At 67.5% G+C, this 20,457-nt stretch carries 22 protein-coding genes; 17 read left to right on the forward strand and 5 right to left on the reverse strand.

Annotated features, from left to right (window positions below; genetic code table 11):
* Positions 1-375: 375 nt before the first annotated feature.
* The 9 genes from gshA to mnmH all read left to right on the forward strand — a co-directional run bounded on the left by gshA (position 376) and on the right by mnmH (position 8,765).
* Positions 376-1,671, forward strand: coding sequence for a glutamate--cysteine ligase (gene gshA, locus E0W60_RS12180; protein ID WP_133093587.1), 1,296 nt, complete (start codon positions 376-378; stop codon positions 1,669-1,671).
* Positions 1,672-1,694: 23 nt separating this feature from the next.
* Positions 1,695-2,648: a glutathione synthase gene (gshB, locus tag E0W60_RS12185; RefSeq protein WP_133093588.1), complete on the forward strand. Its 954-nt coding sequence runs from the start codon at positions 1,695-1,697 to the stop codon at positions 2,646-2,648.
* A gap of 77 nt (positions 2,649-2,725) precedes the next feature.
* On the forward strand, positions 2,726-3,181 hold the full coding sequence (locus E0W60_RS12190; protein ID WP_133093589.1) for a PTS sugar transporter subunit IIA: 456 nt from the start codon (positions 2,726-2,728) through the stop codon (positions 3,179-3,181).
* A complete protein-coding gene (locus tag E0W60_RS12195; RefSeq protein ID WP_029046719.1) occupies positions 3,150-3,419 on the forward strand; it encodes an HPr family phosphocarrier protein in 270 nt (89 codons plus the stop codon). The genes E0W60_RS12190 and E0W60_RS12195 overlap by 32 nt, the downstream gene beginning before the upstream one ends.
* 58 nt (positions 3,420-3,477) lie before the next feature.
* Positions 3,478-5,268, forward strand: a complete 1,791-nt coding sequence (gene ptsP, locus E0W60_RS12200) for a phosphoenolpyruvate--protein phosphotransferase (RefSeq protein WP_135704323.1) — start codon at positions 3,478-3,480, stop codon at positions 5,266-5,268.
* Positions 5,269-5,493: 225 nt separating this feature from the next.
* Complete coding sequence (locus E0W60_RS12205) at positions 5,494-5,799, forward strand: (2Fe-2S)-binding protein (RefSeq protein ID WP_165971445.1); 306 nt, start codon at positions 5,494-5,496, stop codon at positions 5,797-5,799.
* A gap of 127 nt (positions 5,800-5,926) precedes the next feature.
* Positions 5,927-6,406, forward strand: coding sequence for a bacterioferritin (gene bfr / locus E0W60_RS12210; RefSeq protein WP_133093592.1), 480 nt, complete (start codon positions 5,927-5,929; stop codon positions 6,404-6,406).
* A gap of 197 nt (positions 6,407-6,603) precedes the next feature.
* Positions 6,604-7,650 carry a selenide, water dikinase SelD gene (selD, locus tag E0W60_RS12215; RefSeq protein ID WP_133093593.1) on the forward strand — a complete coding sequence of 349 codons (1,047 nt, stop codon included), beginning with the start codon at positions 6,604-6,606 and terminating at the stop codon, positions 7,648-7,650.
* Positions 7,651-7,661: 11 nt separating this feature from the next.
* The gene (mnmH, locus tag E0W60_RS12220) at positions 7,662-8,765 is read left to right on the forward strand and encodes a tRNA 2-selenouridine(34) synthase MnmH (protein WP_135704325.1); all 1,104 of its coding nucleotides are present in this window, start codon (positions 7,662-7,664) and stop codon (positions 8,763-8,765) included.
* Between the two features lie 21 nt (positions 8,766-8,786).
* Here mnmH and E0W60_RS12225 read toward each other — a convergent pair whose 3' ends face one another.
* The 3 genes from E0W60_RS12225 to gpmA all read right to left on the reverse strand — a co-directional run bounded on the left by E0W60_RS12225 (position 8,787) and on the right by gpmA (position 12,208).
* On the reverse strand, positions 8,787-9,551 hold the full coding sequence (locus tag E0W60_RS12225; protein ID WP_133093595.1) for a HesA/MoeB/ThiF family protein: 765 nt from the start codon (positions 9,549-9,551) through the stop codon (positions 8,787-8,789).
* Positions 9,552-9,670: 119 nt separating this feature from the next.
* Positions 9,671-11,260 carry a S41 family peptidase gene (locus E0W60_RS12230; protein WP_133093596.1) on the reverse strand — a complete coding sequence of 530 codons (1,590 nt, stop codon included), beginning with the start codon at positions 11,258-11,260 and terminating at the stop codon, positions 9,671-9,673.
* Between the two features lie 201 nt (positions 11,261-11,461).
* Entirely contained in the window at positions 11,462-12,208 is a 747-nt protein-coding gene (gpmA, locus tag E0W60_RS12235) for a 2,3-diphosphoglycerate-dependent phosphoglycerate mutase (protein ID WP_133093597.1), read from the reverse strand.
* Positions 12,209-12,399: 191 nt separating this feature from the next.
* Here gpmA and E0W60_RS12240 point away from each other — a divergent pair, with 191 nt between their 5' ends.
* The 5 genes from E0W60_RS12240 to E0W60_RS12260 all read left to right on the forward strand — a co-directional run bounded on the left by E0W60_RS12240 (position 12,400) and on the right by E0W60_RS12260 (position 16,016).
* Positions 12,400-12,813, forward strand: a complete 414-nt coding sequence (locus tag E0W60_RS12240; RefSeq protein ID WP_133093598.1) for a rhodanese-like domain-containing protein — start codon at positions 12,400-12,402, stop codon at positions 12,811-12,813.
* 103 nt (positions 12,814-12,916) lie between these two features.
* Positions 12,917-13,174: a glutaredoxin 3 gene (gene grxC, locus E0W60_RS12245; protein ID WP_133093599.1), complete on the forward strand. Its 258-nt coding sequence runs from the start codon at positions 12,917-12,919 to the stop codon at positions 13,172-13,174.
* Positions 13,175-13,354: 180 nt separating this feature from the next.
* Positions 13,355-13,873, forward strand: a complete 519-nt coding sequence (gene secB, locus E0W60_RS12250; protein ID WP_029046730.1) for a protein-export chaperone SecB — start codon at positions 13,355-13,357, stop codon at positions 13,871-13,873.
* 109 nt (positions 13,874-13,982) lie between these two features.
* On the forward strand, positions 13,983-14,999 hold the full coding sequence (locus tag E0W60_RS12255; RefSeq protein ID WP_135704327.1) for an NAD(P)H-dependent glycerol-3-phosphate dehydrogenase: 1,017 nt from the start codon (positions 13,983-13,985) through the stop codon (positions 14,997-14,999).
* A 39-nt stretch (positions 15,000-15,038) separates the two neighbouring features.
* A complete protein-coding gene (locus tag E0W60_RS12260; RefSeq protein WP_135704328.1) occupies positions 15,039-16,016 on the forward strand; it encodes a Bug family tripartite tricarboxylate transporter substrate binding protein in 978 nt (325 codons plus the stop codon).
* Positions 16,017-16,029: 13 nt separating this feature from the next.
* Here E0W60_RS12260 and trmL read toward each other — a convergent pair whose 3' ends face one another.
* Together trmL and E0W60_RS12270 are read right to left on the reverse strand one after the other, a co-directional pair.
* On the reverse strand, positions 16,030-16,500 hold the full coding sequence (trmL, locus tag E0W60_RS12265; protein ID WP_116317803.1) for a tRNA (uridine(34)/cytosine(34)/5-carboxymethylaminomethyluridine(34)-2'-O)-methyltransferase TrmL: 471 nt from the start codon (positions 16,498-16,500) through the stop codon (positions 16,030-16,032).
* Positions 16,501-16,562: 62 nt separating this feature from the next.
* A complete protein-coding gene (locus E0W60_RS12270; protein ID WP_135704330.1) occupies positions 16,563-17,405 on the reverse strand; it encodes a ComF family protein in 843 nt (280 codons plus the stop codon).
* Here E0W60_RS12270 and E0W60_RS12275 point away from each other — a divergent pair.
* The 3 genes from E0W60_RS12275 to coxB all read left to right on the forward strand — a co-directional run bounded on the left by E0W60_RS12275 (position 17,394) and on the right by coxB (position 20,448).
* Positions 17,394-18,365, forward strand: a complete 972-nt coding sequence (locus tag E0W60_RS12275) for a methyltransferase domain-containing protein (RefSeq protein WP_240745918.1) — start codon at positions 17,394-17,396, stop codon at positions 18,363-18,365. The two genes, E0W60_RS12270 and E0W60_RS12275, sit on opposite strands and share 12 nt — an antisense overlap.
* 261 nt (positions 18,366-18,626) lie before the next feature.
* Positions 18,627-19,136, forward strand: coding sequence for a DUF2244 domain-containing protein (locus E0W60_RS12280; protein ID WP_133094196.1), 510 nt, complete (start codon positions 18,627-18,629; stop codon positions 19,134-19,136).
* A gap of 58 nt (positions 19,137-19,194) precedes the next feature.
* Complete coding sequence (gene coxB, locus E0W60_RS12285) at positions 19,195-20,448, forward strand: cytochrome c oxidase subunit II (RefSeq protein WP_133093605.1); 1,254 nt, start codon at positions 19,195-19,197, stop codon at positions 20,446-20,448.
* The last annotated feature ends 9 nt before the right edge of the window (positions 20,449-20,457 follow it).

A 20,457-nucleotide genomic window follows, 5' to 3' on the forward strand; every position in this document is an offset into this window, starting at 1 on the left:
GCAAAAGCCGCCAGTCCAATGCTGATGCGGGCTGGCGGCCGATCTCCCCGGCACGCCCGTGGGCTTTTCGCAAAGTGCTTAAATCCGATCTTAAAAAGCTTCAATTGTCTTTAATGTGCGGGGCACATACATTGCCAGTGAGGCAGTTTCCTCCACCTGCAGAACGCTCCCCGTATCTGTCAGGCCATTTAAAGGCGCGGCGATGCCGCGCTTTTTTTTGTCCGCTGCGCCAGCGCCCTTTATATCCCGCGCGGCATCCCCATATCGTTATCCCTCATGCCATGGCCTGCATATCCTTATCAGGAGTGTGCCAGCGCCTGTTTGGCCGTTCCTCTACAATCGGGGCGAACGATAAAGACGATCTATAGGATGGATATGGTCCCGCATCTCATCACCGCGCTGAACGGTCCTCTGCTCGAACTCGAGAAGAAGATCCTGGACGCCACCCCGTCGATCGAGCGCTGGTTCAGGCTGGAATGGCAGGAACATACGCCTCCGTTCTATTGTTCGGTGGACCTGCGCAACGCCGGCTTCAAGCTCGCGCCGGTCGACACCAACCTGTTTCCGGGCGGCTTCAACAACCTGGCCCCGGAAATGCTGCCGCTGGCCGTGCAGGCGGCGATGGCGGCGATCGAGAAGATCTGCCCCGATGCCAAGAACCTGCTGCTGATTCCGGAACGTCACACGCGCAACATGTTCTACCTGCAGAACGTGGCGCGGCTGTCGCTGATCATGCGCCAGGCGGGGCTGAATGTGCGCCTGGGCTCGCTGTCCGAGGAAATCACCGAGCCGACCCCGATCGAGCTGCCCGACGGCCAGACCCTGGTGGTCGAGCCGCTGGCGCGCCTGGGCACCAAGGGCCGCCGGCTGGGGCTGAAGGACTTCGATCCGTGTTCGATCCTGCTGAACAATGACCTGTCGGCCGGGATCCCGCCGATCCTGGAAAACATCAACGAGCAGTACCTGCTGCCGCCGCTGCATGCCGGCTGGTCGACCCGCCGCAAGACCAGCCACTTTGCCGCCTATGACGAGGTGGCCAAGAAATTCGCGAAGCTGATCGACATCGACCAGTGGATGGTCAACCCGTATTTTGCCCGCTGCACCGGGGTGAATTTCCACGAGCGCGTGGGCGAGGAAGAGCTGGCCGACGCGGTCGAGGGTGTGCTGAAGAAGGTCGCCAAGAAGTACCGAGAGTACGGCATCAAGGAAACGCCGTACGTGGTGGTCAAGGCCGATGCCGGCACCTACGGCATGGGCATCATGACCGTGCGCGACCCGTCCGAGGTCAAGGGCCTGAACCGGAAAGAGCGCAACAAGATGAGCGTCGTCAAGGAAGGCCTCGAGGTCAGCGACGTCATCATCCAGGAAGGCGTGCACACCTTCGAGAAGGTCAACGAGGCGGTGGCCGAACCGGTGGTCTACATGATCGACCGCTACGTGGTCGGCGGCTTCTACCGCGTGCACACGGGCCGCGGCAACGATGAAAACCTGAACGCCCCGGGCATGCATTTCGTGCCGCTGGCGTTTGCCCCCAACGGCATCCCCGACAGCCATGCCAAGCCGGGCGCTGCGGTGCCGAACCGCTTCTATATGTACGGCGTGGTGGCGCGGCTGGCGCTGCTGGCGGCGTCGATCGAACTCGAAAAGACTGACCCGAACCCGATCCTGTGACGAGCCCTGACGAGTCCTGACTGATGCGCATCCTCTTCATCACCGATCCGCTGGAGACCTTCAAGACCTACAAGGACTCCACCTACGCCATGATGACCGAGGCCGCCGCGCGCGGCCACGAGCTGTACTGGTGCCTGCAGCCGCAGCTGTGCCTGTCTGGCAGCACCGTCGAGACGCTGGCGACGCGCCTGCACCTGACGGATGACGACAAGGCCTGGTACCGCAAAGGCAACAGCGCGCTGGAACCGCTGTCGGCCTTCGACGCGGTGCTGATGCGCAAGGATCCGCCGTTCGACATGGAATACGTCACCAGCACCTGGCTGCTGGAGCTGGCCGAGCAGCAGGGCGCGCGCGTGTTCAACAAGCCGCGTGCGATCCGCGACCATTCCGAGAAGCTGGCGATCGCCCAGCATCCGGAATTCATCACGCCGACGCTGGTCACGCGCGACCTGGCGCGCATCCGCGACTTCCATGCCGAGCACCGCGACATCATCGTCAAGCCGCTCGACGGCATGGGCGGCATGGGCGTGTTCCGGGTGGGCTCTGACGGCATGAACCTGGCCGCCATCGTCGAGACGCTGGGCCAGGACGGCGCCCGCACCCTGATGGTGCAGCGCTATATCCCGGCGATCAAGGACGGCGACAAGCGCATCCTGCTGATCGGCGGCGTGCCGGTGCCGTATTCGCTGGCGCGCGTGCCGATGGCCGGCGAAGTGCGCGGCAACCTGGCCGCCGGCGGCAGCGGCCGCGCCCAGGAGCTGAGCCAGCGCGACCGCGAGATCGCCGAGTCGCTGGCGCCGGGGCTGTGGGAGCAGGGCCTGCTGCTGGTGGGCCTGGACGTGATCGGCGACTACCTGACGGAAGTCAATGTGACGAGTCCGACCTGCTTCCAGGAAATCACCCAGCAGACCGGGTTCCACGTCGCGGCGATGTTCATCGACGCGCTGGAACACGCCGTGGGCGCGGCCGGCAGCTGACCGGAACCATCCCGGCTGGCAGCGGGAGCGCGGGGGGCCGCCTGCTACAATCTGGGCAATCCAACGGATTCACCATCATGGCAGGCATCCTGATCATCGCGCACACCCCGCTGGCTTCGGCCCTGCGCGATTGCGCCGCCCACGTCTATTGCGGCCAGCCGCAAGGGCTGGAAGCCATCGACGTCCTTCCCGACGCGGACCCCGCCGCGGTGCTGGCCGAGGCCAGGCGCCGCCTGGCTGCCGTCTGCGAAGACAACGGCGCCCTGGTCCTGACCGATATCTTCGGCGCGACCCCGGCCAATATCGCCGCGCGCCTGGCCGAGCAGGGCCGCGTGCGCGTGCTGGCCGGCGTCAACCTGCCCATGCTCGTGCGCGCCATCTGCTACCGCAACGAAAAGCTCGACCAGCTTGCCAACAAGGCGCTGGCGGGCGGCTCGCAGGGCGTGCTGCAGGTCGGCACCACCACCGTACAGAACCAAACCGCCAACCATCCCGACAAATATGCTGCAGAGGGACACCACCATCATCAATAAGCTCGGACTGCATGCACGCGCGTCCGCCAAGCTGACCCAGCTCGCAGGCAGCTTCGTCAGCCAGGTCAAGATGTCCCGCAACGGGCGCCAGGTCGATGCCAAGAGCATCATGGGCGTGATGATGCTGGCGGCCGGCATCGGCTCCACCGTGACCCTCGAGACCGACGGACCCGACGAGCAGGAAGCGATGGACGCGTTGCTGGCGCTGATCGCCAACCGGTTTGGTGAGGGAGAGTGAGGCCGGCGGCCCCGGTCCCGCAACTTCGAATTCTTAAACGTTCCTGACGGAGCGGTACATGCCTTTCGCCCTGCACGGCATCCCGGTCTCGCGCGGCGTCGCCATCGGGCGCGCGCACCTGCTCGCGCCCGCGGCGCTGGACGTGTCGCACTACCTGGTCGATGAAGACCAGCTCGATGCCGAAGTCGAACGGCTGCGCGCCGCGCGCGCGGCGGTGCGCGCGGAACTGGCGGCGCTCAAGCGCGACCTGCCGCGCGACGCGCCCGAGGAGATGGGCGCCTTCCTCGACGTGCACGCGATGATCCTCGACGACGAGGCGCTGGCGCGCGAGCCCGAGGCGCTGATCCGGGGCCGCCGCTACAACGCCGAGTGGGCACTCACCACGCGGCTCGAAGAACTGATGCGCCAGTTCGACGAGATCGAGGACGAATACCTGCGCGAGCGCAAGGCCGATATCCAGCAGGTGGTCGAGCGCATCCTGAAGGCGCTGGCCGGCGCCCCCGTGCTGGTGCCCGCGCCGGTGCCGGCGCTGGCGGCGGACGGCGAGCCGGCGCCGGGCGTGATCGTGGTGGCCCACGACATTGCCCCGGCCGACATGCTGCAGTTCCGCCACACCGTGTTCCACGGCTTTGTCACCGACCTGGGCGGGCGCACCTCGCACACCGCCATCGTCGCGCGCAGCCTGGATATCCCGGCCGCGGTTGGGGTGCAGTGCGCGAGCGAGCTGATCCGGCAGGACGACTGGATCATCATCGATGGCGATGCCGGGCTGGTGATCGTCGACCCGACCGCCATCATCCTGGAGGAATACCGCCACCGGCAGAGCGAGCGCGCGCTGGAGAAGAAGCGCCTGCAGCGGCTGCGCCATACCCCGGCGGTGACGCTGGACGGGCTCGAGATCGAGCTGCTGGCCAATATCGAGATGGCCGAGGACGCCGGCGCGGCGCTGTCTGCGGGTGCGGTGGGCGTCGGCCTGTTCCGGTCCGAGTTCCTGTTCATGAACCGGCGTGGCGATTTGCCGGACGAGGACGAGCAGTTCCAGGCCTACCGCGCCGCGGTGGATGCCATGCACGGGCTGCCGGTGACCATCCGCACCATCGATATCGGCGCGGACAAGCCGCTAGACGGCCGCGACGGACGCGATGGCCGCGGCGACGGGCGGGGCGATGACTTCGAGACGGCGCTGAACCCGGCGCTGGGGCTGCGCGCGATCCGCTGGTCGTTGTCGGAGCCGACCATGTTCCTGACCCAGCTGCGGGCGCTGCTGCGCGCTTCGGCCTTCGGTCCGGTGCGGCTGCTGGTACCGATGCTGGCGCACGCCAGCGAGATCGACCAGACCCTGGCGCTGATCGCCAAGGCCAAGCGCCAGCTGGACGAGCGCGGCGAGCCGTACGATCCCGGCATGAAGGTCGGCGCCATGATCGAGATCCCGGCGGCGGTGCTGCTGCTGCCGCTGTTCCTGCGCAAGATGGATTTCCTGTCCATCGGCACTAACGACCTGATCCAGTACACGCTGGCGATCGACCGCGCCGACAATGCCGTGGCGCACCTGTTCGATCCGCTGCACCCGGCCGTGCTGCAACTGGTGGCGCGCACCATCCGCGAGGCCAACCGCGCCGGCGTGCCGGTGGCAGTGTGCGGTGAAATGGCGGGCGATCCTTCCATGACGCGGCTGCTGCTGGGCATGGGCCTGCGCGAGTTCTCGATGCACCCGGCGCAGCTGCTGCGGGTCAAGCAGGAGATCCTGCACGCCAATTGCGAGCACCTGGAGCCGCTGGTCGACGAGGTGCTCAATGCCTATGACCCCGAGGACCTCGCGGCCGCGCTGAGCCAGATCGCCAGACCCTGACAACGTCAGGGTTTTCCGAGCCTCCGAGGCGGCAGGAAAGACACTTGAGCCTGTTAATGAGTGCCGCTTTCGCCGCCTTCTTATCGCGCCTAAGGCAGTTTTACCACCCGATGTGAAGAGACGTTCCCACGTCGCTAATGGGAATTGTTATCATTTTCGATCTCTGATATTCTGACGTTCATTCGCAGTGGCATGCCGGTGCCACGCGCCCCAACGGAGGGACTTGTGTACGTCTGCATCTGCAACCAGATCACCGATCGTGAGATCCACGGTGCCGCTCACCTGGGCGTCGAGACCCTCGACGAACTGGCCGAGACGCTTGGCGTCGGCACGTGCTGCGGACGCTGCCGCGACTGCGCGCAGCAAGTGTTGCAGGAAGGCGTTGCAGCGGTGCGCAACGTCACCAAGGCCTCTCTCGCCAGCATCCAGGTTGTGGAGATTTCTTCCTGTTCCGTGTCGGGCCCATGTACCATAATGGACACTCGGGACCCGGCAGTCGCGAACGACCGGCGCAAGGCGCTGGTTGCCTGAACGCGCCCATGTGAACTGAAAGTCAGTTCACGGCGCGTTTTGCGCATTTCTATTCTCACCGACTGCACGCGGCGCCAATGGCGCCGCTTCGTGTTTTTGCGCGGGCCCGATGCAACAGGAGCCGCCAATGAAAGGTGACAAGAAGGTCATCCAGCATCTGAACGCCCAGCTCAAGAACGAGCTGACCGCGATCAACCAGTATTTCCTCCACGCTCGCATGTATCGCCACTGGGGCCTGAAAAAGCTCGGTGACGTCGAGTACAAGGAGTCGATCGGCGAAATGAAGCATGCCGACCGCCTGATCGAACGCATCCTGATGCTGGACGGCCTGCCCAACCTGCAGGACCTGCACAAGCTGCTGCTGGGCGAAGACACGCCCGAAATGCTCAAGTGCGACCTGAAGCTGGAGCATACCGCGCACCAGACCGTCAAGGAAGGCATCGCCTACTGCGAATCGGTCGGCGACTACGTCAGCCGCGAAATCCTGGTCGATATCCTCACCGACACCGAGGAACACATCGAATACCTGGAAACGCAGCTGGACCTGATCGACAAGGTCGGCCTGCAGAACTACCTGCAGTCGCAGATGGAGCCGGGCGAGCAGTAAGCCGTCCGTCCCACAGGCCGGGCCGCCGCTGCAGTATGCTGCAAGGGCGGCCAGCCCCACCGCGCGGCGCCACCCGGCGCTGCCACGTTGTTCGGCTGTAGGCAGTAACCCTTCTCATTCCAATTCCTTTCTTCATCCAGGCGTGCCTGGCCGGGTAGTGGCTCCTCCCCGGCCGGCGCGCTGCGACGGAGCCCACCATGACCACCGGTCCCATCCGCCTGACCCAGTACAGCCACGGCGCTGGCTGCGGCTGCAAGATCTCCCCGAAAGTGCTCGATGTGATCCTCGCCGGCAGCGGCGCGCAGCATCTCGATCCGCGGCTGTGGGTCGGCAACGCCTCGCGCGACGATGCAGCGGTGTATGCGCTCGATGGCACGGATAGCGGCAGGGGCGTCGTGTCGACGACGGACTTTTTCATGCCCATCGTCGACGACCCGTTCGACTTCGGGCGCATCGCCGCCACCAATGCGATCAGCGACATCTATGCAATGGGCGGCGACCCGCTGATGGCCATCGCCATCCTCGGCTGGCCGGTCAACGTGCTGCCGCCCGAGGTAGCGCGCGAGGTGGTGGCGGGCGGGCGCCGCGCCTGCGACGACGCCGGCATTCCCCTTGCCGGCGGGCATTCGATCGATGCGCCGGAGCCGATCTTCGGGCTGGCCGTTACCGGCATCGTGGAGCGCGCCCACATGAAGCGCAACGACACCGCCACGCCTGGCTGCCGCCTGTACCTGACCAAGCCGCTGGGCATCGGCGTGCTGACCACGGCCGAGAAAAAGGGCCTGCTGCGGGCCGACAACCGCAATCTCGCGCGCGACTGGATGTGCGTGCTGAACCGTCCCGGCAGCGCCTTCGGGCGCCTCCCTGGCGTGCGCGCGATGACCGACGTGACCGGCTTCGGGTTGCTCGGCCACCTGGTCGAGATGGCCGACGGCAGCGGCCTGACCGCGCGGCTGGACTACGCAGCGGTGCCGGTGCTCGACGACGTGGTCGACTACATCGGCCAGGGCTGCGTGCCGGGCGGCACGCAGCGCAATTTCGACAGCTACGGCCACCGCATCACGCCGCTGACGGAGGCGCAGCGCGCGGTGCTGTGCGATCCGCAGACCAGTGGCGGGCTGCTGGTGGCGGTCGAGCTGGCCGGCGAAGCGGAGTTCGCAGCCGAATGCCAGCGCCTCGGCCTGTCGCTGACGCCGATCGGCGAAATGGTGGCGCGTGCGGCGCTGGCCGTCGAGGTCGTGTGAGGCCGGCTGACATGCGTGCTGATACCGCGGACTTCCGCAGCCTGTTTCTCAGCGGCGTGCCGATGCTGGACGTGCGGGCGCCGCTGGAGTTCGCGCGCGGCGCCTTTCCGGGCGCGGTCAACCTGCCGCTGATGGATGATGCCGAGCGGCACGCCGTCGGCCTGTGCTACGCGCAGAAAGGGCAGGAGGCCGCGATCGAGCTCGGGCACCAGCTGGTGTCGGGCGAACTCAAGTCGGCGCGCATCGCCGGCTGGTCGGACTTTGCCCGTGCGCATCCGGACGGCTACCTGTATTGCTTCCGCGGCGGGCTGCGCTCGCAGCTGGTGCAGCAATGGCTGCATGACGCGGGCATCAACTATCCGCGCGTGACGGGCGGCTACAAGGCGATGCGCGCCTTCCTGATCGCGACCCTCGACGAGGCGGCGGCGGGACAGCAGTGGCTGGTGCTGGGCGGCATGACCGGCAGCGGCAAGACCGACGTGCTGGCCGACGTGCCGGCCGCGCTCGATCTCGAGGGCCATGCGCGGCACCGCGGCTCGGCCTTTGGCCGGCGCGCGCAGGCGCAGCCGCCGCAGGTGGACTTCGAGAACGCGCTGGCGATCGATGTGCTGCGCCGTATCGAGGCCCGCTTCCGCGCGCTGGTGGTGGAAGACGAGGGCCGCTTTATCGGCAGCCGCGATGTGCCGCAGGCGCTGGCGCAGCGCATGCAGGCCAGTCCGCTGGTGTGGCTGGAGGCGTCTTTCGAGGAACGCGTGGAGCGCGTGCTGCGCGACTACGTGCAGGACCTGGCGGCGGAATTCGTCGCCGGGCATGGCGACGGCATGGGTTTCGACGCCTATTCCGCCCGCCTGCGCGAAGCCATGGAGGCGATCGCGCCGCGGCTCGGGGGTGAGCGCTACGGCAAGTTGTCGGCGTTGCTGGAGCAGGCGCTGGCGCGGCAGGCCGGGTCAGGCGACGTGGCGCTGCACCGCGGCTGGATCGAGATCCTGCTGCGCGACTACTACGATCCCATGTATGCCTACCAGCGCGCGCAGCGCGAGCCGCGCATCGTGTTCCGCGGCGACCGCGCCGCGGTCACCGACTGGCTGCTCGCGCACGCGGCGCCGCAAGACTGAGCGGCAGCCCCATTCGCGCGATCAGTGCCCGCCGCACACCGGGCAATCCGGCGTGCGCGCCAGCCGCATTGTGGTCCATTCCATCGTCAGCGCGTTGACCATCAGCAGCCGTCCCGCCAGGCTCTCGCCCACGCCGGCCAGCAGCTTGAGTGCCTCGGCCGCCTGCACCGTGCCGACCATGCCGACCAGCGGCGCGAACACGCCCATGGTGGCGCAGGCCACTTCGGGCGCGGGCTCTGCCGGCGGGAACAGGCAGGCGTAGCAGGGCGCTTCGGGCTGGCGCCGGTCGAACACGCTGATCTGGCCGTCGAAGCGCAGCGCCGCCCCCGACACCAGCGGCACGTTGTGGTGCACGCAGGCGCGGTTGACCGCCTGGCGCGTGGCAAAGTTGTCGCAGCAGTCCAGCACCACGCTGGCCGAGGCGACCAGCTGTTCCAGCTCCGCATCGCCCACGCGCGCCGGCACCGTGACAATGTCCAGCCCCGGGTTGATGCGCAGCATGCCTTCGCGCGCCGAGTCGACCTTGGGCCTGCCGACGTTGGCGGTGGTATGGATGATCTGGCGCTGCAGGTTGGTCAGGTCGACCTCGTCGTTGTCGACGATGGTGATGCGGCCCACGCCGGCCGAGGCCAGGAAGGGCAGCGCGGCGGCGCCCAGGCCGCCGGCGCCGATCACCAGCGCGTGGCCGGCCAGCAGGCGCCGCTGGCCTTCGATGCCGAGTTCGTCCAGCAGGATGTGCCGGGAGTAGCGCAGCAGCTGTTCGTCGTTGAGGCCGTCGTCGCTCATGATGAAATCCGGAACAAGGCAGAAGAGGAGCGCGGTGTTGGGTGCTCCCAAGCCGCCCGAGCTAGCCTAAGCAAGGTGTTCTCCCTCTCCCCCTCAGCGGGAGAGGGGAGGAACCCCCCTTAGGGCGCCTTGCCGGTCGGCGTCCCCAGCGGCTCGCCGATCGGCGCGCTCGCCGGTGGCTGCTTGCCCGGGGCCGGAGCAGCGGGTTTGGCGGCCGGCTTGGCGCCGCCCTTCGGCTTCGCCGCCTTGCCGTTGTCAGCCGGCGGGTTGGTTTCCAGCTTTGACTTGGAACGCTTGACCGGCTGGCCGTTGAGCTGCGCGATCGCCTGCTGCAGCATGAAGTCGTCGGCGGAGCCGAATTCAACCGGCTTCTTGCGGCGTTCCTTCTCGCGCTCTTCCGGCGACTTCTTCGCGTTCTCTTCTTCCAGGCGGCGCAGTTCCTCGACGCGGCGCTGCTCGCGCTCGGTCATTTCCGGCTCTTCCGATTCCTGCTTGTTGTGCAGGTGGCGTTCGGTGTCGATCTCGCGCGTGATCAGCGCGTCGTCCGGATCGCCCTCGGGGTTCTGGTCGACCGGGATATCCGGGCGGATGCCCTTGGCCTGGATCGACTTGCCGCTCGGCGTGTAGTAGTACGCGATGGTCAGCTTGATGCCGGTGTCGTTGGTCAGCGGCCGCACGGTCTGCACCGAGCCCTTGCCGAACGTGGTCTTGCCCATGATCTGGGCGCGGTGGTGATCCTGCAGCGCGCCCGCGACGATCTCGGAAGCCGAGGCCGAGTAGGCGTTGGTCAGCACCACCATCGGGATCTTCTTGTACAGCGCGGGCAGGCTCTTGAGCGGATCGTCTTCCAGCGACGACAGGCGGTAGTTGTTGTACGACGCCTTGTAGGTACGCTTGGCATCGGGCACCTGGCCGTTGGTCGAGACCACGGTGGAGTCTTCCGGCAGGAAGGCCGCGGCCACGCCGACCGCGCCCTGCAGCACGCCGCCGCCGTTGTTGCGCAGGTCCAGCACCAGGCCCTTCATGTTGGGGTTCTTCTGCGCCAGTTCGGCCAGCTTGCGCGACAGGTCGGCAACGGTACGTTCCTGGAAACTGGTCAGGCGCACCCAGCCGATATTGTTGTCGAGCATCTTGGCCTTGACCGACTGCACGCGGATCTCGGCGCGCGTGATCGAGACCGGGAAGGTACGTTCCTCGCTCTTGCGGTAGATGGTCAGCGTGACCTTGGTGCCCGGCTCGCCGCGCATGCGCTTGACCGCCTGCTCCAGCGGCAGGCCGCGCACCGGCTTGTCGTCGATGCGGGTGATCAGGTCGCCCGGCTGGATGCCGGCGCGGAACGCGGGCGTGTCCTCGATCGGGTTAATCACCTTGACCAGGCCTTCTTCCTGCGAGATCTCGATGCCGAGGCCGGCAAAGCGGCCGCGGGTGCCTTCCTGCAGTTCCTTGAAATCCTTCTCGTCCAGGTAGGACGAATGCGGGTCGAGGCTGGCGACCATGCCCTTGATGGCCTCGGTCAGCAGCTTCTTGTCATCGACCGGCTCGACGTATTCGCGCTTGATCTGCCCGAAGATATCGGCCATCAGCCGCAACTGGTCCAGCGGCAGGGGGCCCGATGAGTTCTGTGCGGTCGCCGAGATCTGCAGCGTGGCGAGCACGCCGGCGACGAGGCCGACAGAAACTAGACTGATGTTCTTGAGCGTCTTGCGCATGAGGGCTGCCTGAACGTGTACGGATTGTACGTATGGGGATTATGCCGGCTGCGGGCGCCCGGCGCCGGGGAGACCGGGTTAGCGGGGCGCCTGTGTCCGACAGTATAAGGGCGTGCGGGGAAACGGACCTGCCACGTCCCGGTTCAGGGTGGGCGGCCGCACATCGGCGCACCAGCGCCGGCACGGCTGCCCGGGCGGGCGTCAGCGCGCCTTGCCCTGGTTGGCCACGGCCGCCAGCGAGGCGGCGATGGCTTCCTGGTCGCCCAGGTAGTAGTGGCGGATCGGGCGCAGGTCGGCGTCCAGCTCGTACACGAGCGGGGTGCCGTTGGGGATGTTGAGTCCAACGATATCGTCATCCGAAATCTGGTCCAGGTACTTCACCAGCGCGCGGATGCTGTTGCCGTGCGCGGCAATGACCACACGCTTGCCGGATTTGATGTCGGGAGCGATCGATTCGTTCCACAGCGGCATCACGCGGGCAACCGTGTCCTTCAGGCACTCGGTCAGCGGGATCTCGTTGCGCGGCACATTGGCGTAGCGCGGATCGTCGAACGAGGCACGCGGATCGGCCGGCTCCAGCGCCGGGGGCGGCGTGTCATAGCTGCGGCGCCACACCAGCACCTGCTCGTCGCCGAACTTGGCGGCGGTCTCGGCCTTGTTCAGCCCGGCGAGCGCGCCGTAGTGGCGTTCGTTCAGGCGCCATTCGTTGCGCACCGGGATCCACATCAGGTCCATTTCGTCCTGCACGTGCCACAGGGTGCGGATGGCGCGCTTGAGCACCGAGGTGTAAGCGATGTCGAAGTCGAAGCCGGCTTCCTTGAGCAGCTTGCCGGACTGGCGGGCCTGGGCGGCGCCGGTTTCGGTCAGGTCGACGTCGACCCAGCCGGTGAAGCGGTTTTCAAGGTTCCAGGTGGATTCGCCGTGGCGGATAAGGACGAGCTTGTACATGCTGCTGCTTCCAGAGAGTAGGTAACCTGCGTGCGTCCGCGCCGTCACCTGGTCCGAAGTGCGCCGAAGTTCTCCATGGGCGTCCCATGTCTCGGACAGGCGACAATGACGGGTGGCCCGCTGCGGCAGGGGCCCGGACGCCAAACCGCGTATTTTATAATGCCGCCGACCCAACCTACCGGAAAGCCAACGTGAATTTCTTTGCCGACTACAACAACCTCGCCCTGATCGCCCTGGCCGTGGTCTCCGGCGGCCTGCTGGCCTGGCCTGCGATCTCGCGCAGCACCGGCGCCAAGTCCGTCAATACGGCCGCCGCCACGCAGCTGATCAACAAGCGTGGCGCCGTCGTGGTCGACATCCGCGAGCCCGCCGAGTATGCCAAGGGCCACCTGCCGCAGGCCAAGAGCGCCCCGCTGGCCGACCTGGCGTCGCGCGCAGCGGGTCTTGCAAAGGACAAGACGGCCCCCATCATCGTGGTATGCCAGAATGGCCAGCGCTCGGGCAAGGCCCAGGCAGCGCTGAAGGAAGCCGGTTACAGTGAGATCTATGCGCTCGAGGGCGGCATCGCCGCCTGGCAGCAGGCAGGTCTGCCGCTGGTCAAGTAAGCCCGGCTAAGCAAGCCCCGGATCCCGCAGGCAATTCCGCCGCATCCATCACAGTGCGCCCGGTTCGCCAGGCGCGCCGCATTCGTATTGAAGGAGAACCCGCATGGCCCGCGTCGTCATGTACAGCACCATGGTGTGCCCGTATTGCAACATGGCCGAGCGCCTGCTCAAGTCCCGCGGGGTCGAGACGATCGAGAAGATCCTGATCGACCGCGAACCGGGCAAGCGCGAAGAGATGATGTCGCGCACCGGGCGCCGTACCGTGCCGCAGATCTACATCGACGAGACCCATGTGGGCGGCTTCGACGACCTTTCGGCGCTGGACCGCAAGGGCGGCCTGGTGTCGCTGCTGGCGGCCTGATCGCGTTGCCGGTCAGAACTCTCTGATTCCTGGCCGGCCGGGCGCCGGCGCGGGTGAAATCGCCACCCGCGTCATGTACCATATGCGCTTTCCACTTTTCCAACCGGGCACCGGCCAGTCCTTGCGCCTCGCGGGCGCTGCCGCCGCCGCGCCCAACGCCCATCCTCCCGGAAGCCTTTCATGAGCGACCAGCAAAACACCCAGCAGGACGATCAACCCTTCTTCAACATCCAGCGCGTCTACCTGAAGGACATGTCGCTGGAGCAGCCCAATTCGCCCGGCATCTTCCTGGAATCGGAAGCCCCGTCGGTGGAAGTGCAGGTCAACGTCGGCGCTTCGCAGCTGCAGGAAGGCATCTTCGAGGTGGTCGTGACCGGCACCGTGACGACCAAGGTGCAGGACAAGGTGGCATTCCTTGTGGAAGCGCACCAGGCCGGCATTTTCGATATCCGCAACGTGCCGGTGGAGCAGCTGGACCCGCTGCTGGGCATTGCCTGCCCGACCATCCTGTACCCGTACCTGCGCGGCAATATCGCCGACGTGATCACCCGCGCCGGCTTCCAGGCCATCCACCTGTCGGAAATCAATTTCCAGGCGCTGTACGAGCAACGCCTGCAGGCGGCCATGCAGGAAGCCCAGGCGGCCGAAGGCGGCAACAGCGGCATCGTGATGCCCGACGGCAGCCAGGCTCGCCACTAAGCGAGCGGCCTGCCGCGCCATGCTACGGAACGGGGCTGCGGCCCCGTTTTGTTTGTGCGCATGTTCCAGCGCCTGATATCTCTCCGATCATCTCTCCGATCGAGCTGCCATGAAACTGACCTTTCTCGGTGCCGGTGCCTGGGGCACTGCCCTCGCCAGCCATGCCGCGGCCACCAATGACGTGGTGCTGTGGGGACGCGATGCCGCGCAACTGGCGGCCATCGCCGCCACGCGTGAAAACGCGGCCTACCTGCCTGGCGTGAAGCTGTCCGGGCGGCTGGCGGTGCAAGCCGATTTCGAGCAAGCGGTGGCCCATGCCGCGGACGACCCGGACGGCATCGTGGTGGTGGCCACGCCGGTCTCCGGGCTGCGCGAAATGACGCGCCGGCTGGCCACGCGCAGCGCGCGGCCGGTGTCGATGCTGTGGCTGTGCAAGGGTTTCGAGGCCGGCACGCACCTGCTGCCGCACCAGATGGTGCGCGCCGAACTGGACGCCGCCGGCCGCACCGAAGGCTTCGACTATGGCGTGCTGACCGGTCCCAGCTTCGCGCGCGAAGTCGCGCAGGGCCTGCCGTGCGCGCTGACGGTGGCGGGCAGCGTGCCATCGCTGGCGGAGCGGGCGCAGCGGGCCTTCCACCACCACGCCATGCGCATCTACGGCAGCGACGACCTGACCGGCGTCGAGGTCGGCGGCGCGGTCAAGAATGTGCTGGCGATCGCCACCGGGGCCAGCGACGGGCTTGGCCTCGGCCTGAACGCGCGGGCCGCGCTGGTGACGCGCGGGCTGGCCGAGATGACGCGGCTGGGGCTGGCGCTGGGCGGACGGGTCGAGACCTTCATGGGGCTGGCCGGCGTGGGCGACCTGATCCTGACCGCGACCGGCGACCTGTCGCGCAATCGCAAGGTCGGGCAGCAACTGGCCGCCGGGCAGAGCCTGGACCAGGTCCTGGCCGGCCTGGGCCACGTCGCCGAGGGCGTGCGCTGCGCGCAGGCCGTGGCCGAGCTGGCCGCCGCCCACGGCGTCGAGATGCCGATCGCGCGCGCGGTGTGCGCCGTGCTGTTCGATGGCCTGAGTGCCGCCGATGCGGTCGCGCAGTTGCTCCAGCGCGATGCGCGCGATGAATGACGTCGCGCGCGCTCCAATGCTCCTGAAGATATTTTCCGCATGCCTACCCGCCGACACGCGCTGATCGCGCTTGCCGCCGCGTGCGCTGCCTGCGCGTCTGCCGGCGTGCTGGCGCAACCGTGGCCCGCGCACCCCATCCGCATGGTGGTGCCGTTCCCGCCGGGCTCATCGCCCGACCTGATCGCCCGCATCGTCACCGAGAAGCTGGCTGTCGCGCTGGGCCAGCCGGTGGTGATCGACAACCGGCCCGGCGCCGGCGGCAATATCGGGACCGGCATGGTGGCGCGTGCCACGCCGGACGGCTATACCCTGCTGTTCACCATCAACGGACCGCTGGTCACCGCGCCCACGCTGTCGCGCAACCTCAACTACGACCCGTTCCGCCAGCTCGCCCCGGTGACGCTGGTGGCTACCTCGCCCAATGTGCTGGTGGTCGACGCGCGGCTGCCGGTGCATAGCCTGCGTGAATTTGTCGCGCTGGCCAGGTCGAAACCGGGCGCGCTGAACTATGGCTCGCCCGGCAACGGCAGCGCGTCGCACCTGGCGATGGAGCAGCTCAAGGCCATGGCCGGGATCGACCTGCAGCACGTGCCGTATCCCGGCTTCCCGCAGGTCACGACGGCGATGGTGGGCGGGCAGGTGCAGGCCGGCTTCATGGTGCCGGCCATCGCGATGCCGCAGGTCAATGCGGCCAAGCTGCGCGTGCTGGCGGTGACGACCACCGGCCGCACCGCGGTGCTGCCCTCGGTGCCGACGGTGGCGGAATCGGGCTATCCGGGCTTCGAGGCGATCTCGTGGCAGGCCGTGCTGGCGCCCGCCGGTACGCCGCAGGCGGTGATCGATCGTCTATATCGTGAACTGGTGGCGATCATCGGCAGCGCCGACGTGCGCGACAAGATGCGGGCGCAGTATTTCGTGCCGGCCGGGACCGCGCCGGCGTCGCTGCGGCAGACGATGGTCAGCGAGAAGGCGCGCTGGGACAAGGTCATCCGCGCTGCGGGCGTGCAGCCGGAGTAGCAGGACAGGGCGCCTAGCTACCGCCCGCGAACCCGTTCTGCCGCCACGCCTCGAACACCACCACCGCCACCGTATTCGACAGATTGAGACTGCGGTTGTCCGGCCGCATCGGCAGCCGGATGCGCTGCGCCGGTGGGAACCACTCGCGCCGCTCCGGCGACAGCCCGCGCGTTTCCGAGCCAAACACAAACCAGTCCCCCGGCCTGAATTCCACCTGTCCGAACGGTGTCGAGCCGCGCGTGGTCAGCGCGAACATGCGCGCGGGATCGGGTTGCTCGCTGGCCATCAGCGCGTCCCAGCTTTCATGCACGCGCATGGTCGCGTACTCGTGGTAGTCCAGCCCGGCGCGGCGCATGCGCGCGTCTTCCAGCGGGAATCCCAGCGGTTTCACCAGGTGCAGCTGCGCGCCGGTGTTGGCGCACAGGCGGATCACATTGCCGGTATTGGGCGGGATCTCGGGTTCGACCAGGACGACGTTGAACATGATGCGGAGCTTCTTGAGAACGGTGCGCAGCTTAACGCGCGCACCGGGCGCTGTCATCCGGGCTAGGGCGTACGCAGCGCGACGATCACGCTGACGCGTGCCGCGCCGTGCGCCTTGAGCGCAAGCGCCGCCTCATGCAGCGTCGCGCCGGAAGTCATCACGTCGTCCACCAGCGCCACATGCAGCCCATCCAGCCGCGCGGGCCGCGTCAGCAGGAACGCATCGCGCAGGTTCACCTGCCGCGCGGCCAGGTCCAGCGCGCGCTGGCTGCCGGTATCGCGCCGGCGCCGCAGCAGCACGGGGTCGGCGCGCAGGCCGAGCCGGCGCGCCAGCGGGCGGGCGATTTCCCAGGCCTGGTTGAAGCCGCGCACGGCCAGCCGTTGCGGCGCCAGCGGGATGGGGGCGAGCAGGTCGGGCGGCGCCAGCCGCTGCGCCGCCCAGGCCGCCGGCAGCGCGGCAGCCAGGCGGCCCGCCAGCCAGTCGGCCAGCGGTAGCGCGTGGCCGAACTTGAGCGACAGCACCAGGCTGTCCTGCGGGCTGGCGTAGTCACCCAGCGTGCAGGCATGGTCGAACGCCGGCGGCATGGCGGCGCAGGCCGCGCAGCCGCTATGGCGGCCCAGCGCCAGCGCGCAAACGGCGCAGCGCCGTACCGGCCGCAGCAGGTCGGCCGCGCAGGGTGCGCACACCACATCCCGCTGCACGCTGCCGCATAGCGCGCAGGCGCTTGGCAGCAGCGCGGGCACAGCGGCCCGCCAGGCGGCGCCGAGAGCCTTCCCGGCGCCCATCGCGGCGCGCGCGTATACTTGCCGTCCGGCCGCGGCCCATCGGGCGCGGCGGCCGCGTTCGTCCGGCGCGCGCGCCGGTTCCTGGTTTTCTTGCTGCCCTGCCTGTCCGTGTCCCTGCATGCCGCCGATCTCCCCGATAGCTCCGCTGGTAACGATGCCTTCCTGCCGCCCGCGCGCCTGACCCGGCTCGCCTTCGACCGGCGCAGCCGCCATTTCGGCCAGCTGGACTTCCTGCTGGGCGAGATCGGCCGCCGCATGCAGGAGCGCATGGAGGTGATCCGGCTGGCGCCGCGGCGTGCGCTGGACATCGGCTGCGGCCATGGCCAGGGGCTGGCGGCGCTGCGCGCCCGCTTCCCGGATGCGCAGATTGCCGGCCTCGACATCTCCGGGGCGATGCTGGCCGAAGCCGGCCAGCGCGACCCGCAGCGCCGCCCGGGCTGGCTCGGCCGCATGCTGGGCAAGCGGCCGCTGTTCGACCTGGTCCAGGGCGATCTTGCCACACTGCCGTTTGCGCCCGCGAGCTTCGACCTGCTGTGGTCCAACCTGGCGCTGCACTGGCATCCGGAGCCGCACCGCGTGTTCCCGGAATGGCACCGTGTGACGCGCGACGAAGGGCTGGTGCTGTTCTCGCTGTTCGGCCCCGACACCCTTGGCGAGCTGCGCGCGGCCTTCGCCGAAGTCGACGGCGCGCCCCATACGTTGCGTTTTGTCGACATGCACGACATTGGCGACATGCTGGTCCACGGCGGCTGGTCCACGCCGGTGATGGACATGGAAACGCTGACCGTGACCTACGAGTCGCCCGCCACGCTGCTGCGCGAGGTGCAGGCCTTCGGCGGCCTGCGCGGCCCGGCCGGCGCGCTGCCGCAAGGCCTGCGCGGCCGGCGCTGGTACCAGGCCCTGACGCAGGCGCTGGAGCGGCGCCGCAACGCCGACGGGGTGATCCCGCTGACCTTCGAGATCGTCTACGGCCATGCGTGGAAGCTGCCGGCGCGCGGTGGCCAGGCGCTCGACGACCAGGGCCGCGCCGTGGTGCCGCTGGACCAGATCGGGCGTGCAAAGCCGCGTCGGGCAGGTTAAAACAGAGTTAACTTGCGCGTGCGACAGATTGCCGCAGAGCGAGGGCTGGCGCGGCATCCCGGGCTATTTCCCATGCACAGAATAGAGCGGCGCGCAAGCGCCATGGTCAAGGACCGCCCTTGTCCGTGTATGGGAAGCGCCCTATAATGCGCCAGTTTGTCGCAGTGGTCCCCTGGCACAAGAACGTCCTGGTTTTGCACCTGCACTGTGCAGCCCGGGCGCCATCGTCCCGGGTGTGCATCCGATGCAGAGTGGTTGGCGATGCAAGACTTGGGTATCGCATTCCAGACGGCAGGTGGTGACTCCGGCGGAAATCACGACGGACCTCTCCCCGCGCCCCACGACTGGCTGATGAAGCGGAATTGCTCGCTGAGTCCACGCCAGGTCGGCTGGTTTTACCTCTCGATCCTCACTGTCTCGCTTGCCATCGCGCTGTTTTTCGCGTGGCAAGGGTCCTGGCTCGTGCTGCCGTTTGCCAGCATCGAGTTGGCCGGGCTGGGGATCGCCCTGCTTGTGTATGCGCGCCATGCGACAGACTATGAGCGCGTCAGCATTACCGACGGCATGCTGGTCGTGGAGACAGCCAGCGGCACGCAGGTGACGCGCCACGAATTCAACCCGCGCTGGGTGCGGGTCGAACTGGGTGAATCGCTCCGCGCGCTGGTGACGCTGCGCTCGGGCGGGCGTGAGGTACAGGTGGGGTGTTACGTGGACCCGTACCGGCGGCGCAAGTTCGCGCAGGAGCTCGCAGCGGCCTTGCGCCACCTCTGAGAGGGGGCAGGGGCGGCGGCGGGGACAGATTTGAATCTGTAAATTGGGTAGATAACAAATGAAAATGTGGAAGAAGGCATCCGCAGCTTGTCTGGCAGGTGCGTCCCTGCTTGCCAGCCACGCGGCGTTCGCGGTCAGCGACATGCCCGGCGGCCCCGCCGTGCGCCAGCTCAACCTGACCGAGCCCGTTACCAAGATCGCCGAACAGATTCACTGGCTGAACTGGATGATGCTGATCATCTGCACGGTGATCTTCGTCGCGGTGTTCGCCGTGATGTTCTATTCCATCTTCACGCACCGCAAGGCCAAGGGCTCCAAGCCCGCTTCCTTCCACGAGAGCATCACGGTCGAGGTGGTCTGGACCATCGTCCCGTTCCTGATCGTGATCGCGATGGCGCTGCCGGCCACCAAGACCGTGGTCGCGATGAAGGACACCACCAACTCCGACATCACCATCAAGGCCACCGGCTACCAGTGGAAGTGGGGCTATGACTACCTGAAGGGCGAAGGCGAGGGCATCTCCTTCGTGTCGACCCTGACCACCCCGCGCGAGCAGATCAACAACGAGCAGCCCAAGGGCAACACCTACCTGATGGAGGTGGACAACGAGCTGGTCGTGCCGGTCAACAAGAAGATCCGCATCGTCACCACCGCCAACGACGTGATCCACGCCTGGATGATCCCGGCCTTCGGCGTCAAGCAGGATGCGATCCCCGGCTTCGTGCGCGACACCTGGTTCAAGGCCGAGAAGATCGGCGTGTACCGCGGCCAGTGCGCCGAGCTGTGCGGCAAGGAACACGCCTTCATGCCGATCGTGGTGCGCGTGGTTTCCGATGCCGACTACACCAAGTGGGTCGACGGCAAGAAAAAAGAGCTGATGGCCAAGGCCGACGATCCCAACAAGACCTGGACGCTGGACGAATCCAAGGTGCGTGGCGAGAAGGTCTACGCCGCCAACTGCGCGGTCTGCCACCAGCCCAACGGCAAGGGCGGCGGCGCCTTCCCGGCGCTGGACGGCTCCAAGATGGTCAATGGCCCGAAGGCCGGCCAGATGCACATCCTGCTGGAAGGCAAGGGCGGCATGCCGTCGTGGAAGCAGCTGTCGGACACCGAGCTGGCGGCGGTCATGACCTATACGCGCAACGCCTGGAGCAACAAGACGGGTGAAGTGATCCAGCCGAGCGACTTCGTGGGTGCCCGCGCGGGCAAGTTCCCCGAAGGCGGCGGCGCGGCCGGCGGCGAAGCCCCCAAGGCCGACGCCAAGCCCGGCGCCAAGCAGGCCAGCCTCGCGGGCAACCGCGTTGCAGGCTGACCCGCTGAA

It is taken from the genome of Cupriavidus oxalaticus (assembly GCF_004768545.1).
GTDB lineage: Bacteria > Pseudomonadota > Gammaproteobacteria > Burkholderiales > Burkholderiaceae > Cupriavidus > Cupriavidus oxalaticus_A.